At 56.8% G+C, this 15,653-nt stretch carries 26 protein-coding genes; all 26 read right to left on the bottom strand.

The annotated features are described in order from the left end of the window. Positions 1-6: 6 nt before the first annotated feature. A complete protein-coding gene (gene secY, locus PATSB16_RS20095; RefSeq protein WP_047215745.1) occupies positions 7-1,344 on the bottom strand; it encodes a preprotein translocase subunit SecY in 1,338 nt (445 codons plus the stop codon). 26 nt (positions 1,345-1,370) lie between these two features. Continuing rightward, positions 1,371-1,805 carry a 50S ribosomal protein L15 gene (gene rplO, locus PATSB16_RS20090; protein ID WP_047216788.1) on the bottom strand — a complete coding sequence of 145 codons (435 nt, stop codon included), beginning with the start codon at positions 1,803-1,805 and terminating at the stop codon, positions 1,371-1,373. 22 nt (positions 1,806-1,827) lie between these two features. After that, a complete protein-coding gene (gene rpmD, locus PATSB16_RS20085) occupies positions 1,828-2,010 on the bottom strand; it encodes a 50S ribosomal protein L30 (RefSeq protein WP_047215744.1) in 183 nt (60 codons plus the stop codon). Positions 2,011-2,024: 14 nt separating this feature from the next. Further along, a complete protein-coding gene (gene rpsE / locus PATSB16_RS20080; protein ID WP_047215743.1) occupies positions 2,025-2,543 on the bottom strand; it encodes a 30S ribosomal protein S5 in 519 nt (172 codons plus the stop codon). Between the two features lie 13 nt (positions 2,544-2,556). Further along, complete coding sequence (gene rplR / locus PATSB16_RS20075) at positions 2,557-2,922, bottom strand: 50S ribosomal protein L18 (protein WP_047215742.1); 366 nt, start codon at positions 2,920-2,922, stop codon at positions 2,557-2,559. Between the two features lie 11 nt (positions 2,923-2,933). Further along, positions 2,934-3,467 carry a 50S ribosomal protein L6 gene (gene rplF, locus PATSB16_RS20070; protein ID WP_047215741.1) on the bottom strand — a complete coding sequence of 178 codons (534 nt, stop codon included), beginning with the start codon at positions 3,465-3,467 and terminating at the stop codon, positions 2,934-2,936. Between the two features lie 22 nt (positions 3,468-3,489). Then, positions 3,490-3,885 (bottom strand): 30S ribosomal protein S8, encoded by a 396-nt coding sequence (rpsH, locus tag PATSB16_RS20065; protein WP_047215740.1) that lies wholly within the window; start codon positions 3,883-3,885, stop codon positions 3,490-3,492. Between the two features lie 13 nt (positions 3,886-3,898). Beyond that, on the bottom strand, positions 3,899-4,204 hold the full coding sequence (rpsN, locus tag PATSB16_RS20060) for a 30S ribosomal protein S14 (RefSeq protein WP_047215739.1): 306 nt from the start codon (positions 4,202-4,204) through the stop codon (positions 3,899-3,901). 7 nt (positions 4,205-4,211) lie between these two features. After that, the gene (gene rplE, locus PATSB16_RS20055; protein WP_047215738.1) at positions 4,212-4,751 is read right to left on the bottom strand and encodes a 50S ribosomal protein L5; all 540 of its coding nucleotides are present in this window, start codon (positions 4,749-4,751) and stop codon (positions 4,212-4,214) included. Between the two features lie 18 nt (positions 4,752-4,769). Beyond that, positions 4,770-5,078 carry a 50S ribosomal protein L24 gene (gene rplX / locus PATSB16_RS20050; protein WP_047215737.1) on the bottom strand — a complete coding sequence of 103 codons (309 nt, stop codon included), beginning with the start codon at positions 5,076-5,078 and terminating at the stop codon, positions 4,770-4,772. 9 nt (positions 5,079-5,087) lie between these two features. Beyond that, complete coding sequence (gene rplN, locus PATSB16_RS20045; RefSeq protein WP_047215736.1) at positions 5,088-5,456, bottom strand: 50S ribosomal protein L14; 369 nt, start codon at positions 5,454-5,456, stop codon at positions 5,088-5,090. Positions 5,457-5,686: 230 nt separating this feature from the next. Next, entirely contained in the window at positions 5,687-5,959 is a 273-nt protein-coding gene (rpsQ, locus tag PATSB16_RS20040; RefSeq protein WP_047215735.1) for a 30S ribosomal protein S17, read from the bottom strand. Continuing rightward, the gene (gene rpmC / locus PATSB16_RS20035; RefSeq protein WP_047215734.1) at positions 5,956-6,150 is read right to left on the bottom strand and encodes a 50S ribosomal protein L29; all 195 of its coding nucleotides are present in this window, start codon (positions 6,148-6,150) and stop codon (positions 5,956-5,958) included. The genes rpsQ and rpmC overlap by 4 nt, the downstream gene beginning before the upstream one ends. Before the next feature lie 14 nt (positions 6,151-6,164). Next, positions 6,165-6,581, bottom strand: a complete 417-nt coding sequence (gene rplP / locus PATSB16_RS20030) for a 50S ribosomal protein L16 (protein WP_047215733.1) — start codon at positions 6,579-6,581, stop codon at positions 6,165-6,167. A gap of 2 nt (positions 6,582-6,583) precedes the next feature. After that, a complete protein-coding gene (gene rpsC / locus PATSB16_RS20025; protein WP_047215732.1) occupies positions 6,584-7,381 on the bottom strand; it encodes a 30S ribosomal protein S3 in 798 nt (265 codons plus the stop codon). Between the two features lie 9 nt (positions 7,382-7,390). Continuing rightward, complete coding sequence (gene rplV, locus PATSB16_RS20020; RefSeq protein WP_047215731.1) at positions 7,391-7,720, bottom strand: 50S ribosomal protein L22; 330 nt, start codon at positions 7,718-7,720, stop codon at positions 7,391-7,393. Positions 7,721-7,729: 9 nt separating this feature from the next. After that, positions 7,730-8,005 (bottom strand): 30S ribosomal protein S19, encoded by a 276-nt coding sequence (rpsS, locus tag PATSB16_RS20015; protein WP_047215730.1) that lies wholly within the window; start codon positions 8,003-8,005, stop codon positions 7,730-7,732. 10 nt (positions 8,006-8,015) lie between these two features. After that, positions 8,016-8,843: a 50S ribosomal protein L2 gene (rplB, locus tag PATSB16_RS20010; protein ID WP_047215729.1), complete on the bottom strand. Its 828-nt coding sequence runs from the start codon at positions 8,841-8,843 to the stop codon at positions 8,016-8,018. A gap of 1 nt (position 8,844) precedes the next feature. Then, positions 8,845-9,159 carry a 50S ribosomal protein L23 gene (rplW, locus tag PATSB16_RS20005; protein WP_047215728.1) on the bottom strand — a complete coding sequence of 105 codons (315 nt, stop codon included), beginning with the start codon at positions 9,157-9,159 and terminating at the stop codon, positions 8,845-8,847. Continuing rightward, positions 9,156-9,776: a 50S ribosomal protein L4 gene (gene rplD / locus PATSB16_RS20000; RefSeq protein WP_047215727.1), complete on the bottom strand. Its 621-nt coding sequence runs from the start codon at positions 9,774-9,776 to the stop codon at positions 9,156-9,158. Before rplD ends, rplW begins: the two co-directional genes overlap by 4 nt. Positions 9,777-9,778: 2 nt before the next feature. After that, positions 9,779-10,441 carry a 50S ribosomal protein L3 gene (gene rplC / locus PATSB16_RS19995; protein WP_052892763.1) on the bottom strand — a complete coding sequence of 221 codons (663 nt, stop codon included), beginning with the start codon at positions 10,439-10,441 and terminating at the stop codon, positions 9,779-9,781. Between the two features lie 142 nt (positions 10,442-10,583). Next, positions 10,584-10,895, bottom strand: coding sequence for a 30S ribosomal protein S10 (rpsJ, locus tag PATSB16_RS19990; RefSeq protein ID WP_006998489.1), 312 nt, complete (start codon positions 10,893-10,895; stop codon positions 10,584-10,586). A gap of 113 nt (positions 10,896-11,008) precedes the next feature. Then, a complete protein-coding gene (gene tuf / locus PATSB16_RS19985) occupies positions 11,009-12,199 on the bottom strand; it encodes an elongation factor Tu (protein ID WP_047215714.1) in 1,191 nt (396 codons plus the stop codon). 46 nt (positions 12,200-12,245) lie between these two features. Beyond that, on the bottom strand, positions 12,246-14,348 hold the full coding sequence (gene fusA, locus PATSB16_RS19980; RefSeq protein ID WP_047215725.1) for an elongation factor G: 2,103 nt from the start codon (positions 14,346-14,348) through the stop codon (positions 12,246-12,248). 112 nt (positions 14,349-14,460) lie between these two features. Then, a complete protein-coding gene (gene rpsG / locus PATSB16_RS19975; RefSeq protein ID WP_047215724.1) occupies positions 14,461-14,931 on the bottom strand; it encodes a 30S ribosomal protein S7 in 471 nt (156 codons plus the stop codon). Positions 14,932-15,048: 117 nt separating this feature from the next. After that, positions 15,049-15,426 carry a 30S ribosomal protein S12 gene (gene rpsL, locus PATSB16_RS19970; protein ID WP_047215723.1) on the bottom strand — a complete coding sequence of 126 codons (378 nt, stop codon included), beginning with the start codon at positions 15,424-15,426 and terminating at the stop codon, positions 15,049-15,051. Positions 15,427-15,653 lie beyond the last annotated feature (227 nt).

The following is a 15,653-nucleotide window of genomic DNA, read 5'->3' as shown; positions in this document are numbered from 1 at the left end:
TTATGCTTACCGAAGCGTCATATTGCCACCGCCCTTGAAGTTCGCCTTCCGGAGCAGAGATTCATATTGTTGCGACATCACATAAGACTGCACTTGCGCCATGAAATCCATTGTCACGACAACGATAATCAGCAGCGAGGTGCCACCAAAATAAAACGGCACATTCCACCGCAGCACAAGAAACTCGGGCAGCAAACAAACCAGGACAACGTACAAGGCACCAGCGAGCGTAAGCCGAGTCAAAATCTTGTCGATATACCTTGCCGTTTGGTCACCGGGGCGAATGCCAGGAACAAATGCGCCGCTTTTCTTCAGGTTATCTGCTGTTTCCTTGCTGTTGAAAACCAACGCAGTGTAGAAAAAACAGAAAAACACAATCGCCAAGGCGTAAAGCATCACGTAAATCGGCTGCCCGGGCGACAATTTGCTGGCCACATCCTTGAGCCAACGCATGCTTCCGCTCGCACTGAACCAGTTCGCGATCGTCGCAGGAAACAGAATGATCGACGAGGCGAAAATCGGGGGAATCACCCCGGCCATGTTCAGCTTAAGTGGCAAATGCGATGCCTGACCACCGTACAACTTGTTTCCAACCTGCCGCTTCGCGTAGTTGACCAGAATTTTGCGCTGACCCCGCTCGACGAACACCACGAAATAGGTCACCGCAACGACGAGCACGCAGATGACGATAGCCGAGAAGATGCCGATGGAGCCCGTGCGGACCAATTCAAACAAACCACCGATGGCGTTCGGCAACCCGGCTGCGATACCGGCGAAGATAATCAGCGAAATCCCATTACCCAAGCCGCGCTCGGTAATCTGCTCACCCAACCACATCAGGAACATTGTCCCCGTCACCAGCGTAATCACCGTCGTCAGGCGGAACATCAGGCCCGGATCGACAACCAGTCCCGGCTGACTCTCGAGCGTAACCGCTATCGCAAGCGCCTGAAACAGGGCGAGACCCACCGTGAAGTAACGCGTGTACTGCGTAATCTTGCGCTGCCCTGCCTGGCCTTCTTTACGGAGCGCCTCCAACTGCGGAGAGACCATCGCCAGCAGCTGCATGATGATCGACGCCGAAATATACGGCATGATCCCCAGCGCGAAGATCGTGAAACGGGACAAGGCACCACCGGAGAACATGTTGAACATGCCCAGGATGCCGCCTTGTTGCCGCTGAAAGAGCTGCGCCAATTGGTCCGGATCGATACCGGGCACGGGAATGTGCGCACCGATACGATAGACCGTCAGCGCCAGCAGCAAAAATATCAGCCGCCGACGCAAATCCGTATATTTCGGACCCTGAGTGCTACCTTTCGCTTGGTTAGAAGTCTTGGCCAAGGATGGCTCCGTATAAACCTATACAGTTAAGCCGCAATCGATCCGCCAGCCGCTTCAATCGCTGCTCGCGCACCTTTCGTCGCCCCCAAACCTTTTAACGAGACCTTGCGCGTCAATTCGCCAGAAGCAACCACCTTCGCGCTTTGACAAAGTTCGCCGACAATTCCCGCTTGCTTGAGAACCAACAGATCGATCTCATCGACAGGCAACTTCTGGATATCGGAGAGCCGCACCTCGCCAACGAAAGCGCGCGTCAACGACGTAAAACCACGCTTCGGCAACCGCCGTTGCAACGGCATTTGCCCACCCTCGAATCCAACTTTGTGGAAGCCGCCAGCGCGGGATTTTTGCCCTTTGTGCCCGCGACCCGCGGTTTTACCGAGCCCCGACCCGATGCCCCGGCCAACTCGCCGTTTCGCGTGCTTGGCACCCTCAGCTGGCTTCAACGAATTCAATTCCATATTACCCTCGCTCCCCAGTGGGTCAGCCAACGACCTTCACCAGGTACGACACCTTGTTGATCATGCCTCGCACAGCAGGCGTATCCTGCAACTCGCTGATTGAATTGAGGCGGCGCAGACCCAGGCCACGGACCGTAGCGCGATGCGACTCGCGGGTACCGATAAGGCTTCGGATCAATTGTACTTTGATGGTATTTTGCGACATGGTGCCCACCCGGTTTAGCCCAAAATGTCTTCGACCGACTTACCGCGCTTTGCGGCAATGTCAGACGGCGTTGACTGCTTGCTCAAACCATCAAGCGTCGCGCGGACCAAGTTGTAGGGATTGGTCGAACCAAAGCTCTTGGCCACCACGTTCGTAACACCCATCACATCGAAAACAGCCCGCATCGGACCGCCGGCGATAACCCCCGTACCGTCCTTGGCCGGAGCCAACAGCACCTTAGAGGCGCCGTGACGTCCGCTGATTTCGTGCTGTAACGTACCGTTCTTCAAAGGCACCTTGAACATGTTGCGGCGAGCTTGTTCCATCGCCTTTTGCACGGCAACAGGAACTTCCTTCGCCTTGCCCTTGCCCATGCCAATACGCCCGTCGCCGTCGCCAACCACGGTGAGTGCGGCGAAACCGAGAATTCGGCCACCTTTCACCACCTTGGTCACACGATTGACCGAGATCATTTTCTCGCGAAGGCCGTCATCACGTTCGTCAGCCTGAACTTTCGCTTGCATCTTTGCCATGACGAATCCTTACTTAAAACTTGAGGCCGGCACTGCGCGCGGCGTCAGCAAGCGCCTTCACTCGACCGTGATAGCGAAAGCCGGATCGATCGAAAGCAACGCTTTCCACGCCAGCGGCTTTCGCTTTTTCGGCGATACGACGTCCGATCAATTCGGCCGCGGCGACATTGCCACCCTTGCCCTCTTTGCCTGCCAGCTCTTTGCGCACATCCAGTTCCGCGGTCGATGCGCTCGCCAGCACTTTTGTGCCGCAAGGCGAAAACACCTGTGCGTAAATGTGCAAGTTGGTGCGATGCACTGAGAGACGATGCACCTTGAGCTCTGCCAACTTGATACGAGTCTGGCGAGCACGGCGCGAACGAGCTTGTTTCTTGTCCATGGTTGCACCCTTCACTTCTTCTTGGTTTCCTTGAGGATCACCACCTCATCGGCATAGCGCACGCCCTTGCCCTTATAGGGCTCGGGAGGCCGGTAGCCGCGCACTTCCGCAGCAACCTGACCGACGCGCTGCTTATCAACGCCCTTGATGATGATCTCGGTTTGCGACGGAGTCTCAGCTTTGACGCCTTCGGGCATCGCATGGATCACGTCGTGAGAAAACCCCAACTGCAATTTCAGCGCATTGCCCTGAGCTTGCGCGCGATAACCCACGCCAACCAGGTTAAGTTTCTTCTCGAAACCCTGGGTCACACCCTTGACCATATTGGCCACCAAAGCGCGCATGGTTCCAGAAAGGGCATTCGCTTCACGACCGTCGTCCGCAGGCTCAAACACCAACGAACCGTTTTCGTTCTTCACGCGGACCAAGCCATGAACAGCTTGAGCCAACGTGCCCAGCGGACCTCTGACCGTCAATACGCCCTCTCCGAGGGTGACTTCAGCGCCCTTTGGGAGAACGATAGGACTTTTACCTACACGAGACATGCTTCACTCTCCTAACGGGCAATTACGCGACGTAGCAGATGACTTCGCCGCCCACGCCGGTGGCGCGCGCTTTGCGATCGGTCATCACGCCTTTCGGGGTCGACACAATTGCAACACCCAGCCCATTCATGACCTGGGGAATGTCATTGCGATTCTTATACACGCGCAATCCAGGCCGGGAAACTCTTTCCAAACGCTCGATCACAGGGCGTCCGGCGTAATACTTGAGCGAAATGCTAAGCTCGAGCTTCGCGCCGTCTTCTTTCACCGCGTAGTCGTCGATATAACCTTCGTCCTTCAACACCTTTGCGATCGACACCTTCAATTTCGAGGAAGGCATTGCCACCGACACTTTCTCAACCGCCTGGGCATTGCGAATGCGGGTCAGCATGTCGGCGATAGGATCACTCATACTCATATTGCTTCTCCTATTACCAGCTTGCTTTGGTGACACCCGGAATTTCGCCCCTGAAGGCAATTTCACGGATCTTGTTACGTGCCAGACCGAATTTGCGGAAAGTTCCGCGCGGACGGCCAGTCAAATCGCAACGATTGCGTTGCCGAGTAGGATTGGCGTTTCGCGGCAACTGCTGGATTTCCAGACGCGCTGCGTAACGCTCTTCTTCCGACTTGCTGGTATCTTCGATGATTGCCTTGAGGGCGGCGCGCTTGGCAGAATACTTCTGCGCCAAACGGGCGCGCTTCTTCTCGCGTTCGATCAGTGCCAGTTTAGCCACGATAACCTCAGTTTCTGAACGGAAATTTAAATGCCGACAGAAGCGCCTTGGCCTCTTCGTCGGTTTTTGCTGTCGTGGTAATGCTGATATTCAGACCACGCAGGGCATCAATTTTGTCGTACTCAATCTCGGGGAAAATAATCTGCTCTTTCACCCCGATGTTATAGTTACCGCGACCATCAAACGCGCGCCCGGAAATACCGCGGAAATCACGCACCCGCGGCAGCGAGACCGTGATGAAACGATCCAGGAATTCGTACATGCGCTGACCACGCAAAGTCACCATACAGCCGATGGGATAACCTTGACGAATCTTGAACCCCGCGATTGCCTTGCGGGCCTTGGTCACAACCGGCTTCTGGCCAGCGATTTTGGTCAGATCACCGGTAGCGTTCTCGATGATCTTTTTGTCGGCAACCGCCTCGCCCAAGCCCATGTTGAGAGTGATCTTGGTAATGCGCGGCACTTCCATGATCGACTTGTAGCCGAACCGGCTCACCAGCTCAGCGACGATCTTGTCTTTGTAGATCTCTTGCAAACGAGTCATTCGTTATACTCCTTGCGCCTAGGCACCGACGACCGCGCCGGTCGTCTTGAGGAAGCGCACCTTCTCGCCACCTTCGACCTTGATCCCAACGCGCGAGGGCTTGCCGTTGGCATCCACCAACGCAACGTTCGAAATATGCAGCGGCATCGCCTTGTCAACAACACCACCCGTCGTACCTTTCATCGGGTTCGGCTTGACATGCTTCTTGACCAGATTAATGCCTTCAACAACCAAACGATCCCCGTCGACGCTCAGAACGGTGCCACGCTTGCTTTTGTCTTTGCCGGCCAAAACGATGACCACGTCACCTTTACGAATCTTATTCATGGCGACCCCTTACAGAACCTCAGGAGCCAACGACACGATCTTCATAAAGCGCTCGGTACGCAACTCACGCGTCACCGGCCCGAAGATGCGAGTGCCAATCGGCTCAAGCTTGTTGTTCAACAAAACGGCGGCGTTGCCATCGAATTTGACGAGCGAGCCGTCCTGGCGGCGAACACCCTTGGCGGTACGCACGACAACCGCGTTATAAATTTCACCCTTTTTGACGCGGCCACGTGGGGCTGCATCCTTGACGGTGACCTTAATGACATCGCCAATACCAGCATAGCGACGCTTGGAGCCGCCCAATACCTTGATACACATTACTTCGCGAGCACCGGTATTGTCGGCCACATCGAGCCGGGTTTCAGTCTGAATCATGGTGTTATCTTCCCAACTTAATCCAGTGCATTGCACCGGTCAGTCTTGGCCCCGTCAACGCTTACACAGCGTCGCTTGGGTTGAATCGATCAAGAGGAATCTCTTTCACTGGGCTGCCAGGCCGAAAGCCAAACAACCCCCACGAAGTGAGCAGTTAAAACTACCCAAAAGGTGGAAAGTCCGTGATTGTACAACGACGATCGCGGACTTGCAAGCATTAAAAGGGCGCGTCAGATGATGCGAGCACTTTCAAGCAGGCGCGAAACAGTCCACGCTTTCGTCCGCGAAATGGGGCGAGTTTCCTCGATTTCCACGGTGTCGCCTTCCTTGTACTGATTCGTCTCGTCATGTGCGTGGTATTTCTTGGAGCGCACGACGTACTTGCCATACAACGGATGCTTCATCTGGCGTTCCACCAACACGGTCACCGTCTTGTCCATTTTGCTGCTCACCACCTTGCCAACCAAGGTGCGCTTCAGCGCGGTCTTTGCGGTATCGTTCATTTTTGGTTCGCCTTCTCATTCAACACGGTACGCACACGCGCAATATCTCGGCGCACATTTTGCAATTGGCTGGTGTTGCTTAATTGCTGCGTCGCCAATTGCATGCGCAGACCGAATTGCGCTTTCAGCAGATCCGACAGCTCCTTGTTCAGAGCGGCAGAATCCTTATCACGTAGTTCGGATGCTTTCATTTCAAATCCCTCACTCAGGCGCCGATCTGGCGAGCGACGAAAACGGTGGCGATGGGCAGTTTAGCTGCTGCAAGGCGGAACGCCTCACGCGCCAACTCTTCATTGACGCCATCCATTTCGTACAGCATTTTACCCGGCTGAATTTCAGCCACATAGTATTCCGGATTGCCCTTGCCGTTACCCATACGAACTTCCGCGGGCTTTTGGGAAATCGGCTTATCCGGGAAAATACGAATCCAGATACGGCCACCACGTTTGATGTGACGGGTCATGGCCCGACGAGCGGATTCGATTTGCCGAGCGGTCAGTCGGCCACGCCCTACCGCTTTCAGCCCATACTCACCAAACGACACGGCATTGCCACGCGTCGCGACACCGGTGTTACGGCCTTTTTGCTCTTTGCGATATTTTCTGCGTTTCGGTTGCAGCATCTTTATTCTCCAGCCTTGGCGTCGCTGTCAGCGGGCTTGCCACCCGCCTTGCGCACGCGCTTGACGCCCGCACGATCATCAGGGCCGCCACGGCCTCGACGATCTCCGGGACGCGCATTACGACGAGGACGTTTGTCTTCCGTGGGTTCTTCCACGACAGGCGCATCGTTGCGGCCCAGCGTGTCACCCTTGTAGACCCAAACCTTGATGCCGATCGCACCATAGGTCGTTTGCGCCTCGGACGTCGCGTAGTCGATGTCGGCGCGCAACGTATGGAGCGGCACGCGACCCTCGCGATACCATTCGGTCCGCGCGATTTCGATGCCGTTCAAACGACCGGAACTCATGATCTTGATACCTTGCGCTCCGAGCCGCATCGCGTTTTGCATGGCCCGCTTCATCGCGCGGCGGAACATGATACGGCGCTCCAACTGTTGCGCGATCGAATCCGCAATAAGCTGTGCATCGATTTCAGGCTTGCGAATTTCCTCGATGTTGACGTGCACCGGCACGCCCATGCGCTTTTGCAATTCGGTCTTGAGGATTTCGATATCCTCGCCCTTCTTGCCGATGACCACACCAGGACGCGAACTGAAAATCGTGATACGGGCATTACGCGCAGGACGCTCGATAAGCACTCGTCCAACAGACGCGTTTTTCAGCTTCTTCTTCAGAAACTCGCGAACGCCGATATCCTCTTTCAGCATTTTCGCGAACTGCGTATTGTTCGCGTACCAACGAGAGGCCCAATTACGGCTGACTGCCAGACGGAAGCCAGTCGGATGAATTTTCTGTCCCATCGTGACCCCTTAATTGCCCAGCGTCACAGTAATGTGACAGGTTTGTTTCTCAATGCGATTTCCGCGGCCTTTGGCGCGTGCAGTGAATCGCTTGAGTGAAGTCGCTTTGTCGACGTAAATGCCCTTGACGCGCAACTCGTCGATGTCAGCCCCCTCGTTATGCTCGGCATTCGCGATGGCCGACTCCACCACCTTCTTGACGATGCCTGCAGCCTTCTTCGGCGAAAACGACAGGATGTTCAACGCGCGCTCCAGAGGCAGACCACGGATCTGATCTGCAACCAGACGCGTCTTTTGCGCCGAAATGCGGGCGCCACGATGTATTGCTTTCACTTCCATGATCGCCCCTTATCTCTTCGCCTTCTTATCGGCCGCATGGCCTTTGAAGGTACGGGTGAGCGCAAACTCGCCCAGCTTATGGCCAACCATATTTTCCGAAATGTAGACCGGAACGTGCTGGCGGCCGTTGTGAACCGCAATGGTATGCCCGATGAATTCGGGCAGAACGGTAGAACGACGCGACCACGTCTTGATCGGCTTTTTGTCGCGCGTCGCTTGCGCCGCTTCGACTTTCTTCAGCAAATGCGCGTCGCAGAACGGGCCTTTCTTAATTGAACGTGCCATAGCTTACCCCTTAACGCTTGTTACGGCGCTGCACGATCATCGTCGTGGTGCGCTTGTTGCTGCGAGTACGATAACCCTTGGTCTGCGTGCCCCACGGACTTACCGGATGGCGACCGGCCGCCGTACGCCCTTCACCACCACCGTGCGGGTGATCGATCGGGTTCATGGCAACCCCACGGACTGTCGGGCGGATGCCGCGCCAACGATTGGCGCCAGCTTTACCGATTTGACGAAGACTGTGCTCCTCGTTGCCAACTTCACCGATCGTGGCGCGGCACTCGATATGAACACGGCGAATTTCGCCTGAGCGGAGCCGAACTTGGGCGTAAGTTCCCTCACGCGCCAAAAGCATCGCGGAAACACCGGCAGCGCGAGCAATTTGGGCTCCCTTGCCCGGCAGCATTTCGATGCAATGGATCGTCGTACCTACCGGAATATTCCGGATGGGCAGGGTATTGCCCGCTTTGATGGGCGCCTGCGAGCCACTCATGAGTTGCTGACCGACAGCCACTCCACGCGGAGCGATGATGTACCTGCGCTCTCCGTCGGCATAGCAAAGCAGGGCAATATTCGCGCTACGATTGGGATCGTATTCGACGCGCTCGACCTTTGCCGGCACACCGTCTTTGTTGCGACGGAAATCGATCACACGGTAATGCTGTTTATGCCCACCGCCCATGTGACGCGTGGTGATGTGGCCATTATTGTTACGGCCAGCTGTCTTGCTCTTTTTATCGAGCAAACCCGCAAACGGCTTACCCTTGTGAAGGTCTTTGTTGACCACTTTGACCAGCGCGCGGCGGCCCGGCGAAGTGGGTTTGGTTTTGACGAGTGCCATGTTACTTGGCCTCCGCTTCAAAATTGATTTCCTGCCCCGGCTTCAGGCTGACATATGCTTTCTTGGCATTGTCGCGACGCCCCATGAAACGGCCAAAGCGCTTCTGCTTGCCTTTGCGGTTCAGAATCTGCACAGATTCGACTTCAACCTTGAACAGCAGCTCGACCGCAGCCTTGACTTCCTGCTTGTTGGCGTCGCGAGCAACCTGAAAAACCACCTGCTCATTCTTGTCCGCTACCAGAGTCGCCTTTTCGGAGATTACCGGCGCGAGCAGGACCTGCATCAAACGATGATCGTTTTTGCGAACGTCGGTCATGACAGCATCTCCTCGATTTTGGCGATCGCGCCCTTGGTCACCAGCACTTTCTTGTAGTGAATCAGGGATAGCGGATCGGCATGACGCGGTTCCAGAACCGCGACGTTGGGGAGATTGCGTGAGGCGAGATACAAATTCTCATCAACACTATCGGTGATCAACAACACCGAATCCAACCCCATGGTCTTCAATTTCTGCGCCAGCAGCTTGGTTTTCGGCGCTTCAATCTTGACGTCCTCGACCACGCTCAAGCGGCCTTCGCGAGCCAACTGAGACAGAATCGAGCAAACCCCGGCGCGATACATCTTTTTGTTGACCTTGTGGCTGAAATTCTCTTCAGGCGAATTGGGGAAAATTCGACCACCCCCACGCCACAACGGACTCGAAGTCATACCGGCACGAGCCCGGCCCGTCCCCTTTTGCCGCCACGGCTTATGGGTCGTATGCTTGACTTGTTCGCGATCTTTCTGGGCTCGGTTCCCGCTACGGGCATTGGCCTGATAGGCAACCACGACCTGATGAATCAGCGCTTCGTTGTAGTCACGGCCGAAAACGACGTCAGACGCAGCAACGCCCGCACCTTCTTTGCCTTGCTCATTGAGGAGCTTCAGTTCCATCGTTATGCTCCCTTCTCAGTCTTGGCGCGCGCCTTCACCGCCGGCGTCACAAAAACCTTGCCGTCTTTGGCGCCGGGAACGGCACCCTTGACCAGCAACAGCTTGCGATCGGCATCGATGCGTGCGATTTCGAGATTTTGCGCGGTGCGCGTCACGTCACCCAGGTGGCCCGTCATGCGCTTGCCGGGGAAAACGCGGCCCGGATCCTGGGCCATACCGATGGAACCCGGCACATTGTGCGAACGGGAGTTACCGTGGCTGGCGCGACCGGAGGCGAAGTTGTAGCGCTTGATGGTGCCGGCATAACCCTTACCAATCGTCACGCCTTGCACGTCCACTTTTTGACCGACTTCGAACAACTCGACGCCAACGACCGAGCCAGGCTGCAACTCAGCGGCCTTGGCAGCGTCGAGACGGAATTCTTTGAGGATTTCGCCGGCTTCGACACCAGCTTTGGCCAAATGGCCGGCGATCGACTTGGCCACGCGCGAAGCACGGCGCTTACCGAAGGCCACCTGGACGGCGCTATAGCCATCCGTTTCGTTTGTCTTGATTTGCGTTACGCGGTTGTCCGACACGTCCAGCACGGTGACGGGAATCGAATCGCCGTCATCCGTAAAAATACGGGTCATTCCAACCTTGCGACCGACAAGTCCAAGGCTCATGATTTTCTCCATTCCCGACTGCGATTGGCCGGGGCTAAATGACAAAAGATTGGGCCGCAAATGCGCCCCAACTCTTTAATACACACGAAAAGCTGAGTATTATAAAAGCAATCCCAGCATTTGACAAGCCGCGTGTTTTCGTTTATTGCAACTTGATTTCCACATCCACGCCAGCAGGCAGATCAAGTTTCATCAGGGCGTCCACCGTTTTGTCAGTCGGATCCACGATGTCCATCAAGCGCTGGTGAGTACGAATTTCGAGCTGGTCGCGCGACGTCTTGTTAACGTGCGGGGAACGCAGAATGTCGAAGCGCTGAATACGCGTCGGCAGCGGCACCGGACCGCGCACAATGGCGCCAGTGCGCTTTGCGGTATCGACGATTTCGGCCGCAGATTGATCAATCAGCCGATAATCAAAAGCCTTCAGGCGAATGCGAATTTTTTGGTTCTGCATGATTTTCCTCTAAAGAGCGAGGCGACCCAATATAAAAGGAGGGTTCGCCGGGTTTTAATAAAGAACGGCAGACTGGCCGGGCGCGACCATCGCACCCGGCTCGCATTCCTCTTTTACTCGATCACTTTAGCGACGACGCCGGCGCCGACGGTGCGGCCACCCTCACGGATGGCGAAGCGCAGGCCCTCTTCCATCGCGATCGGCGCAATCAACTTGACCGTAATGGCCACGTTGTCGCCCGGCATCACCATTTCCTTGCCCTCCGGCAACTCGATCGAACCGGTCACATCCGTCGTGCGGAAGTAGAACTGCGGACGATAGTTGTTGAAGAACGGCGTGTGGCGACCACCTTCTTCCTTGCTCAGAACATACACTTCGGCCGCAAAATGCGTGTGCGGCGTGATCGAACCCGGCTTGGCCAACACTTGACCACGCTCCACGTCCTCGCGCTTGGTGCCGCGCAGCAGAATACCCACATTGTCGCCAGCCTGACCTTGGTCCAGCAGCTTGCGGAACATTTCCACGCCCGTGCAGGTCGTCTTCACCGTCGGCTTGATACCGACGATTTCGATTTCCTCACCAACCTTGACCACACCCCGCTCGATACGACCCGTCACCACCGTGCCGCGACCCGAGATCGAGAACACGTCTTCGATCGGCATCAGGAACGCGCCATCGACCGCACGCTCCGGCGTCGGGATGTACGTGTCCAGCGCTTCGGCCAGCTTCATGATCGCCTGTTCGCCCAGCTCGCCCTTGTCGCCTTCGAGCGCCAGCTTCGCCGAACCCTTGATGATCGGAATGTCGTCGCCAGGAAATTCGTACTTGCTCAGCAGCTCGCGCACTTCCATTTCCACCAGCTCGAGCAGCTCAGCATCATCAACCATGTCGCACTTGTTCAGGAACACGATGATGTACGGCACGCCCACTTGGCGCGCCAGCAGAATGTGTTCCCGCGTCTGCGGCATCGGGCCGTCCGCGGCCGAGCACACCAGGATCGCCCCGTCCATCTGCGCGGCGCCCGTGATCATGTTCTTCACATAGTCGGCGTGCCCAGGGCAGTCAACGTGCGCATAGTGGCGGTTTTCCGTCTCATACTCCACGTGCGCCGTGTTGATCGTGATCCCACGAGCCTTCTCTTCCGGCGCCGCATCGATCTCGTCGTACTTCTTCGCCTCTCCGCCAAACTTCGACGACAGAACCGTCGCAATCGCCGCCGTCAGCGTCGTCTTGCCATGGTCAACGTGCCCAATCGTCCCAACGTTCACGTGCGGCTTCGTCCGCGAAAATTTTTCCTTTGCCATTTTCAGTCCTTCTCAATTTCTCAAATTGTTGATGACACTAATCAAATCACTTCGTCTTGGCGCTGATAATTGCATCGGCGACATTCTTCGGCGCTTCAGCGTAATGCTTGAATTCCATGGTGTAGGTGGCGCGCCCCTGGGTGAGCGAGCGCAGCGAGGTCGAATAGCCGAACATCTCGGCCAGCGGCACCTCGGCGCGCACGATCTTGCCGCCGCCGACCATGTCGTCCATGCCCTGCACGATACCCCGGCGCGAGCTCAGATCGCCCATCACGTTGCCCATGAACTCTTCGGGCATTTCCACTTCCACGGCCATCATCGGCTCGAGCAGCACCGGGCTGGCCCGGCGCATGCCTTCCTTGAAGGCCATCGAGCCGGCCATCTTGAACGCGTTTTCGTTCGAATCGACGTCGTGGTACGAACCGAAGAACAGCGTGGCCTTGACGTCCACCACCGGATAGCCCGCCAGCACGCCCGCGTTGAGCGTCTCGCGAATGCCCTTGTCGACCGCCGGGATGTACTCGCGCGGCACCACGCCGCCCTTGATCGCGTCGACGAACTCGTAGCCCTTGCCCGGCTCCTGCGGCTCGAGCTTGAGCACCACGTGGCCGTACTGGCCGCGCCCGCCCGACTGCTTGACGAACTTGCCCTCGACCTCGTCGCAGCTCTTGCGAATGGTCTCGCGGTAAGCCACCTGCGGCTTGCCCACGGTGGCCTCGACGCCGAACTCGCGGCGCATGCGATCGACCAGGATTTCCAGGTGCAGCTCGCCCATGCCCGAGATGATGGTTTGGCCCGATTCTTCGTCGGTCTTGACGCGGAACGACGGGTCTTCCTGTGCCAGGCGATTGAGCGCGATGCCCATTTTTTCCTGGTCGGCCTTGGTTTTGGGCTCGACGGCCTGGGAGATCACCGGCTCGGGGAAGATCATGCGCTCGAGCACGATGATGTGCTCGGGATCGCACAGCGTGTCACCCGTGGTGGCTTCCTTGAGGCCGACCGCGGCGGCGATGTCGCCAGCTCGCACTTCCTTGATTTCCTCACGCTGATTGGCGTGCATCTGCAGAATCCGCCCCAGGCGCTCTTTCTTCGCCTTGATCGGGTTATACAGCGTATCCCCAGAGTTGACGACGCCCGAATACACGCGGAAGAAAATCAACTGACCGACGAACGGGTCAGTCATGATCTTGAAGGCCAGCGCGGAGAATTTCTCGTCATCGGAGGCCTTGCGCTGCACTTCCTTGTCGTCTTCGTCGTGCCCCGTGACCGGCGGGATATCCACTGGCGACGGCAGGAAATCGATCACGGCGTCGAGCATGCGCTGAACACCCTTGTTCTTGAAGGCGGTTCCGCAAAGCATCGGTTGGATTTCGCACGCGATGGTGCGATCACGCAGGCCCTTGATGATTTCTTGCTCGGACAATTCACCCGACTCAAGATATTTGTTCATCAGGTCTTCATTGGCCTCGGCCGCGACCTCGATCATCTTTTCGCGCCATTCCTGCGCGATATCGGCCAACTCGGCAGGAACATCGACGTAATCGAACTTCATGCCCTGGCTGGCCTCATCCCAAAGGATGGCCTTCATCTTGATCAGGTCGATCACGCCCTTGAAGTTTTCTTCAGAGCCAATCGGCACGACGACCGGCACCGGGTTGGCCTTCAGGCGCAACCGCATCTGATCGTAGACCTTGAAGAAATTCGCGCCCGTGCGGTCCATCTTGTTGACGAACGCCAAACGCGGCACCTTGTATTTATTGGCCTGACGCCACACCGTCTCTGACTGCGGCTGCACACCACCGACGGCGCAGTACACCATGCAGGCGCCGTCGAGCACGCGCATCGAACGCTCCACCTCGATGGTGAAGTCGACGTGTCCCGGCGTATCGATGATGTTAATGCGGTGCTCAGGGTAATTGTTGCCCATGCCACGCCAGAAGCAGGTCGTGGCAGCCGACGTGATCGTAATGCCGCGCTCCTGCTCCTGCTCCATCCAGTCCATCGTCGCGGCACCGTCGTGCACTTCGCCGATTTTATGGTTCACGCCCGTATAAAAGAGAATACGTTCGGTTGTGGTTGTCTTGCCTGCATCAATGTGAGCGCTGATGCCAATATTTCGGTAGCGCTCGATGGGAGTCTTGCGAGCCACTTTTAGCCTCTTTCAATGTAACCCTGCGAATCACAGGGCCACTAACACAAACGGGCGAGGCGCATGATTGCGCACCCGCCCCGATTTCTGCTTTTGGTTTTGATTACCAGCGTCAGAAGCGGAAATGCGAGAAAGCCTTGTTTGCCTCGGCCATGCGATGGACCTCATCGCGCTTTTTCATCGCACCGCCACGACCTTCTGCAGCCTCGAGCAACTCGGCGGCAAGGCGCAGTGCCATGGATTTCTCACTGCGCTTCTTCGCAGCCTCGCGCAACCAACGCATCGCCAATGCCATACGACGCGACGGACGCACTTCGACCGGAACCTGGTAATTCGCACCACCCACACGGCGGCTCTTGACCTCGACCACCGGCTTCACGTTGCCGAGGGCGGTGTTGAACACTTCCAGCGGATCTTTACCCGCCTTGCTCTGGATCTGCTCGAATGCACCATAAACGATACGCTCGGCCACCGGCTTCTTACCGGCCAGCATGAGGACGTTCATGAATTTGGCAACATCGACGTTGCCGAACTTGGGATCGGGCAATACTTCGCGCTTGGGAACTTCGCGACGACGCGGCATGATTTCTTCCTTTTCGATTCAGTTGGGGAACATCCCCCTGGCCACCTACAAGCCATCCGGCCGAGTGACCACTTACTTAGCGGCTCGGCACCTGTCCGATTACCGCCAACAATTGCTTTACGCCTTTTTGGGCCGCTTTGCACCGTACTTCGAACGGGCCTGCTTACGATCCTTGACGCCCTGGGTATCCAAGCTGCCGCGAACCATGTGATAGCGAACACCCGGCAAGTCTTTCACCCGGCCGCCGCGAATCAGGACAACCGAGTGCTCTTGCAGGTTGTGACCCTCACCGCCGATATACGAGATCACCTCGAAACCGTTGGTCAGGCGCACCTTCGCGACCTTACGCAGAGCGGAGTTAGGCTTTTTAGGCGTCGTCGTGTACACCCGGGTGCACACACCGCGACGCTGCGGGCAGTCCTGCAACGCCGGGCTCTTGCTCTTGATTTGAGCAGAGGTGCGCGGCTTGCGGACCAATTGGTTGATAGTTGGCATTGTGTATTCTCAAATAAGTCAAAACCGCAGTGTCCGCCGCCCACCACCGAGCAGCCGGCACGACAATTCCGCTCGACAAACAACCGCAATCGCAGGGCGAATGCATCCCGCCGAGAAAACCGGAATCCAGCATTCTATGCAACGAAGCCCGCCATGTCAACGAGCGTCTGACTTTACGGGCTTTGATGCAGAGGAAGGACACTCTTGGATGAGCGTCCTTCCCGTAC

The organism is Pandoraea thiooxydans, assembly GCF_001931675.1.
In the GTDB taxonomy this organism is placed as follows: Bacteria; Pseudomonadota; Gammaproteobacteria; order Burkholderiales; family Burkholderiaceae; genus Pandoraea; species Pandoraea thiooxydans.
The sequence above is the reverse complement of the archived record's forward strand: the minus strand, read 5'-3'. Positions and strand labels throughout refer to the sequence as shown.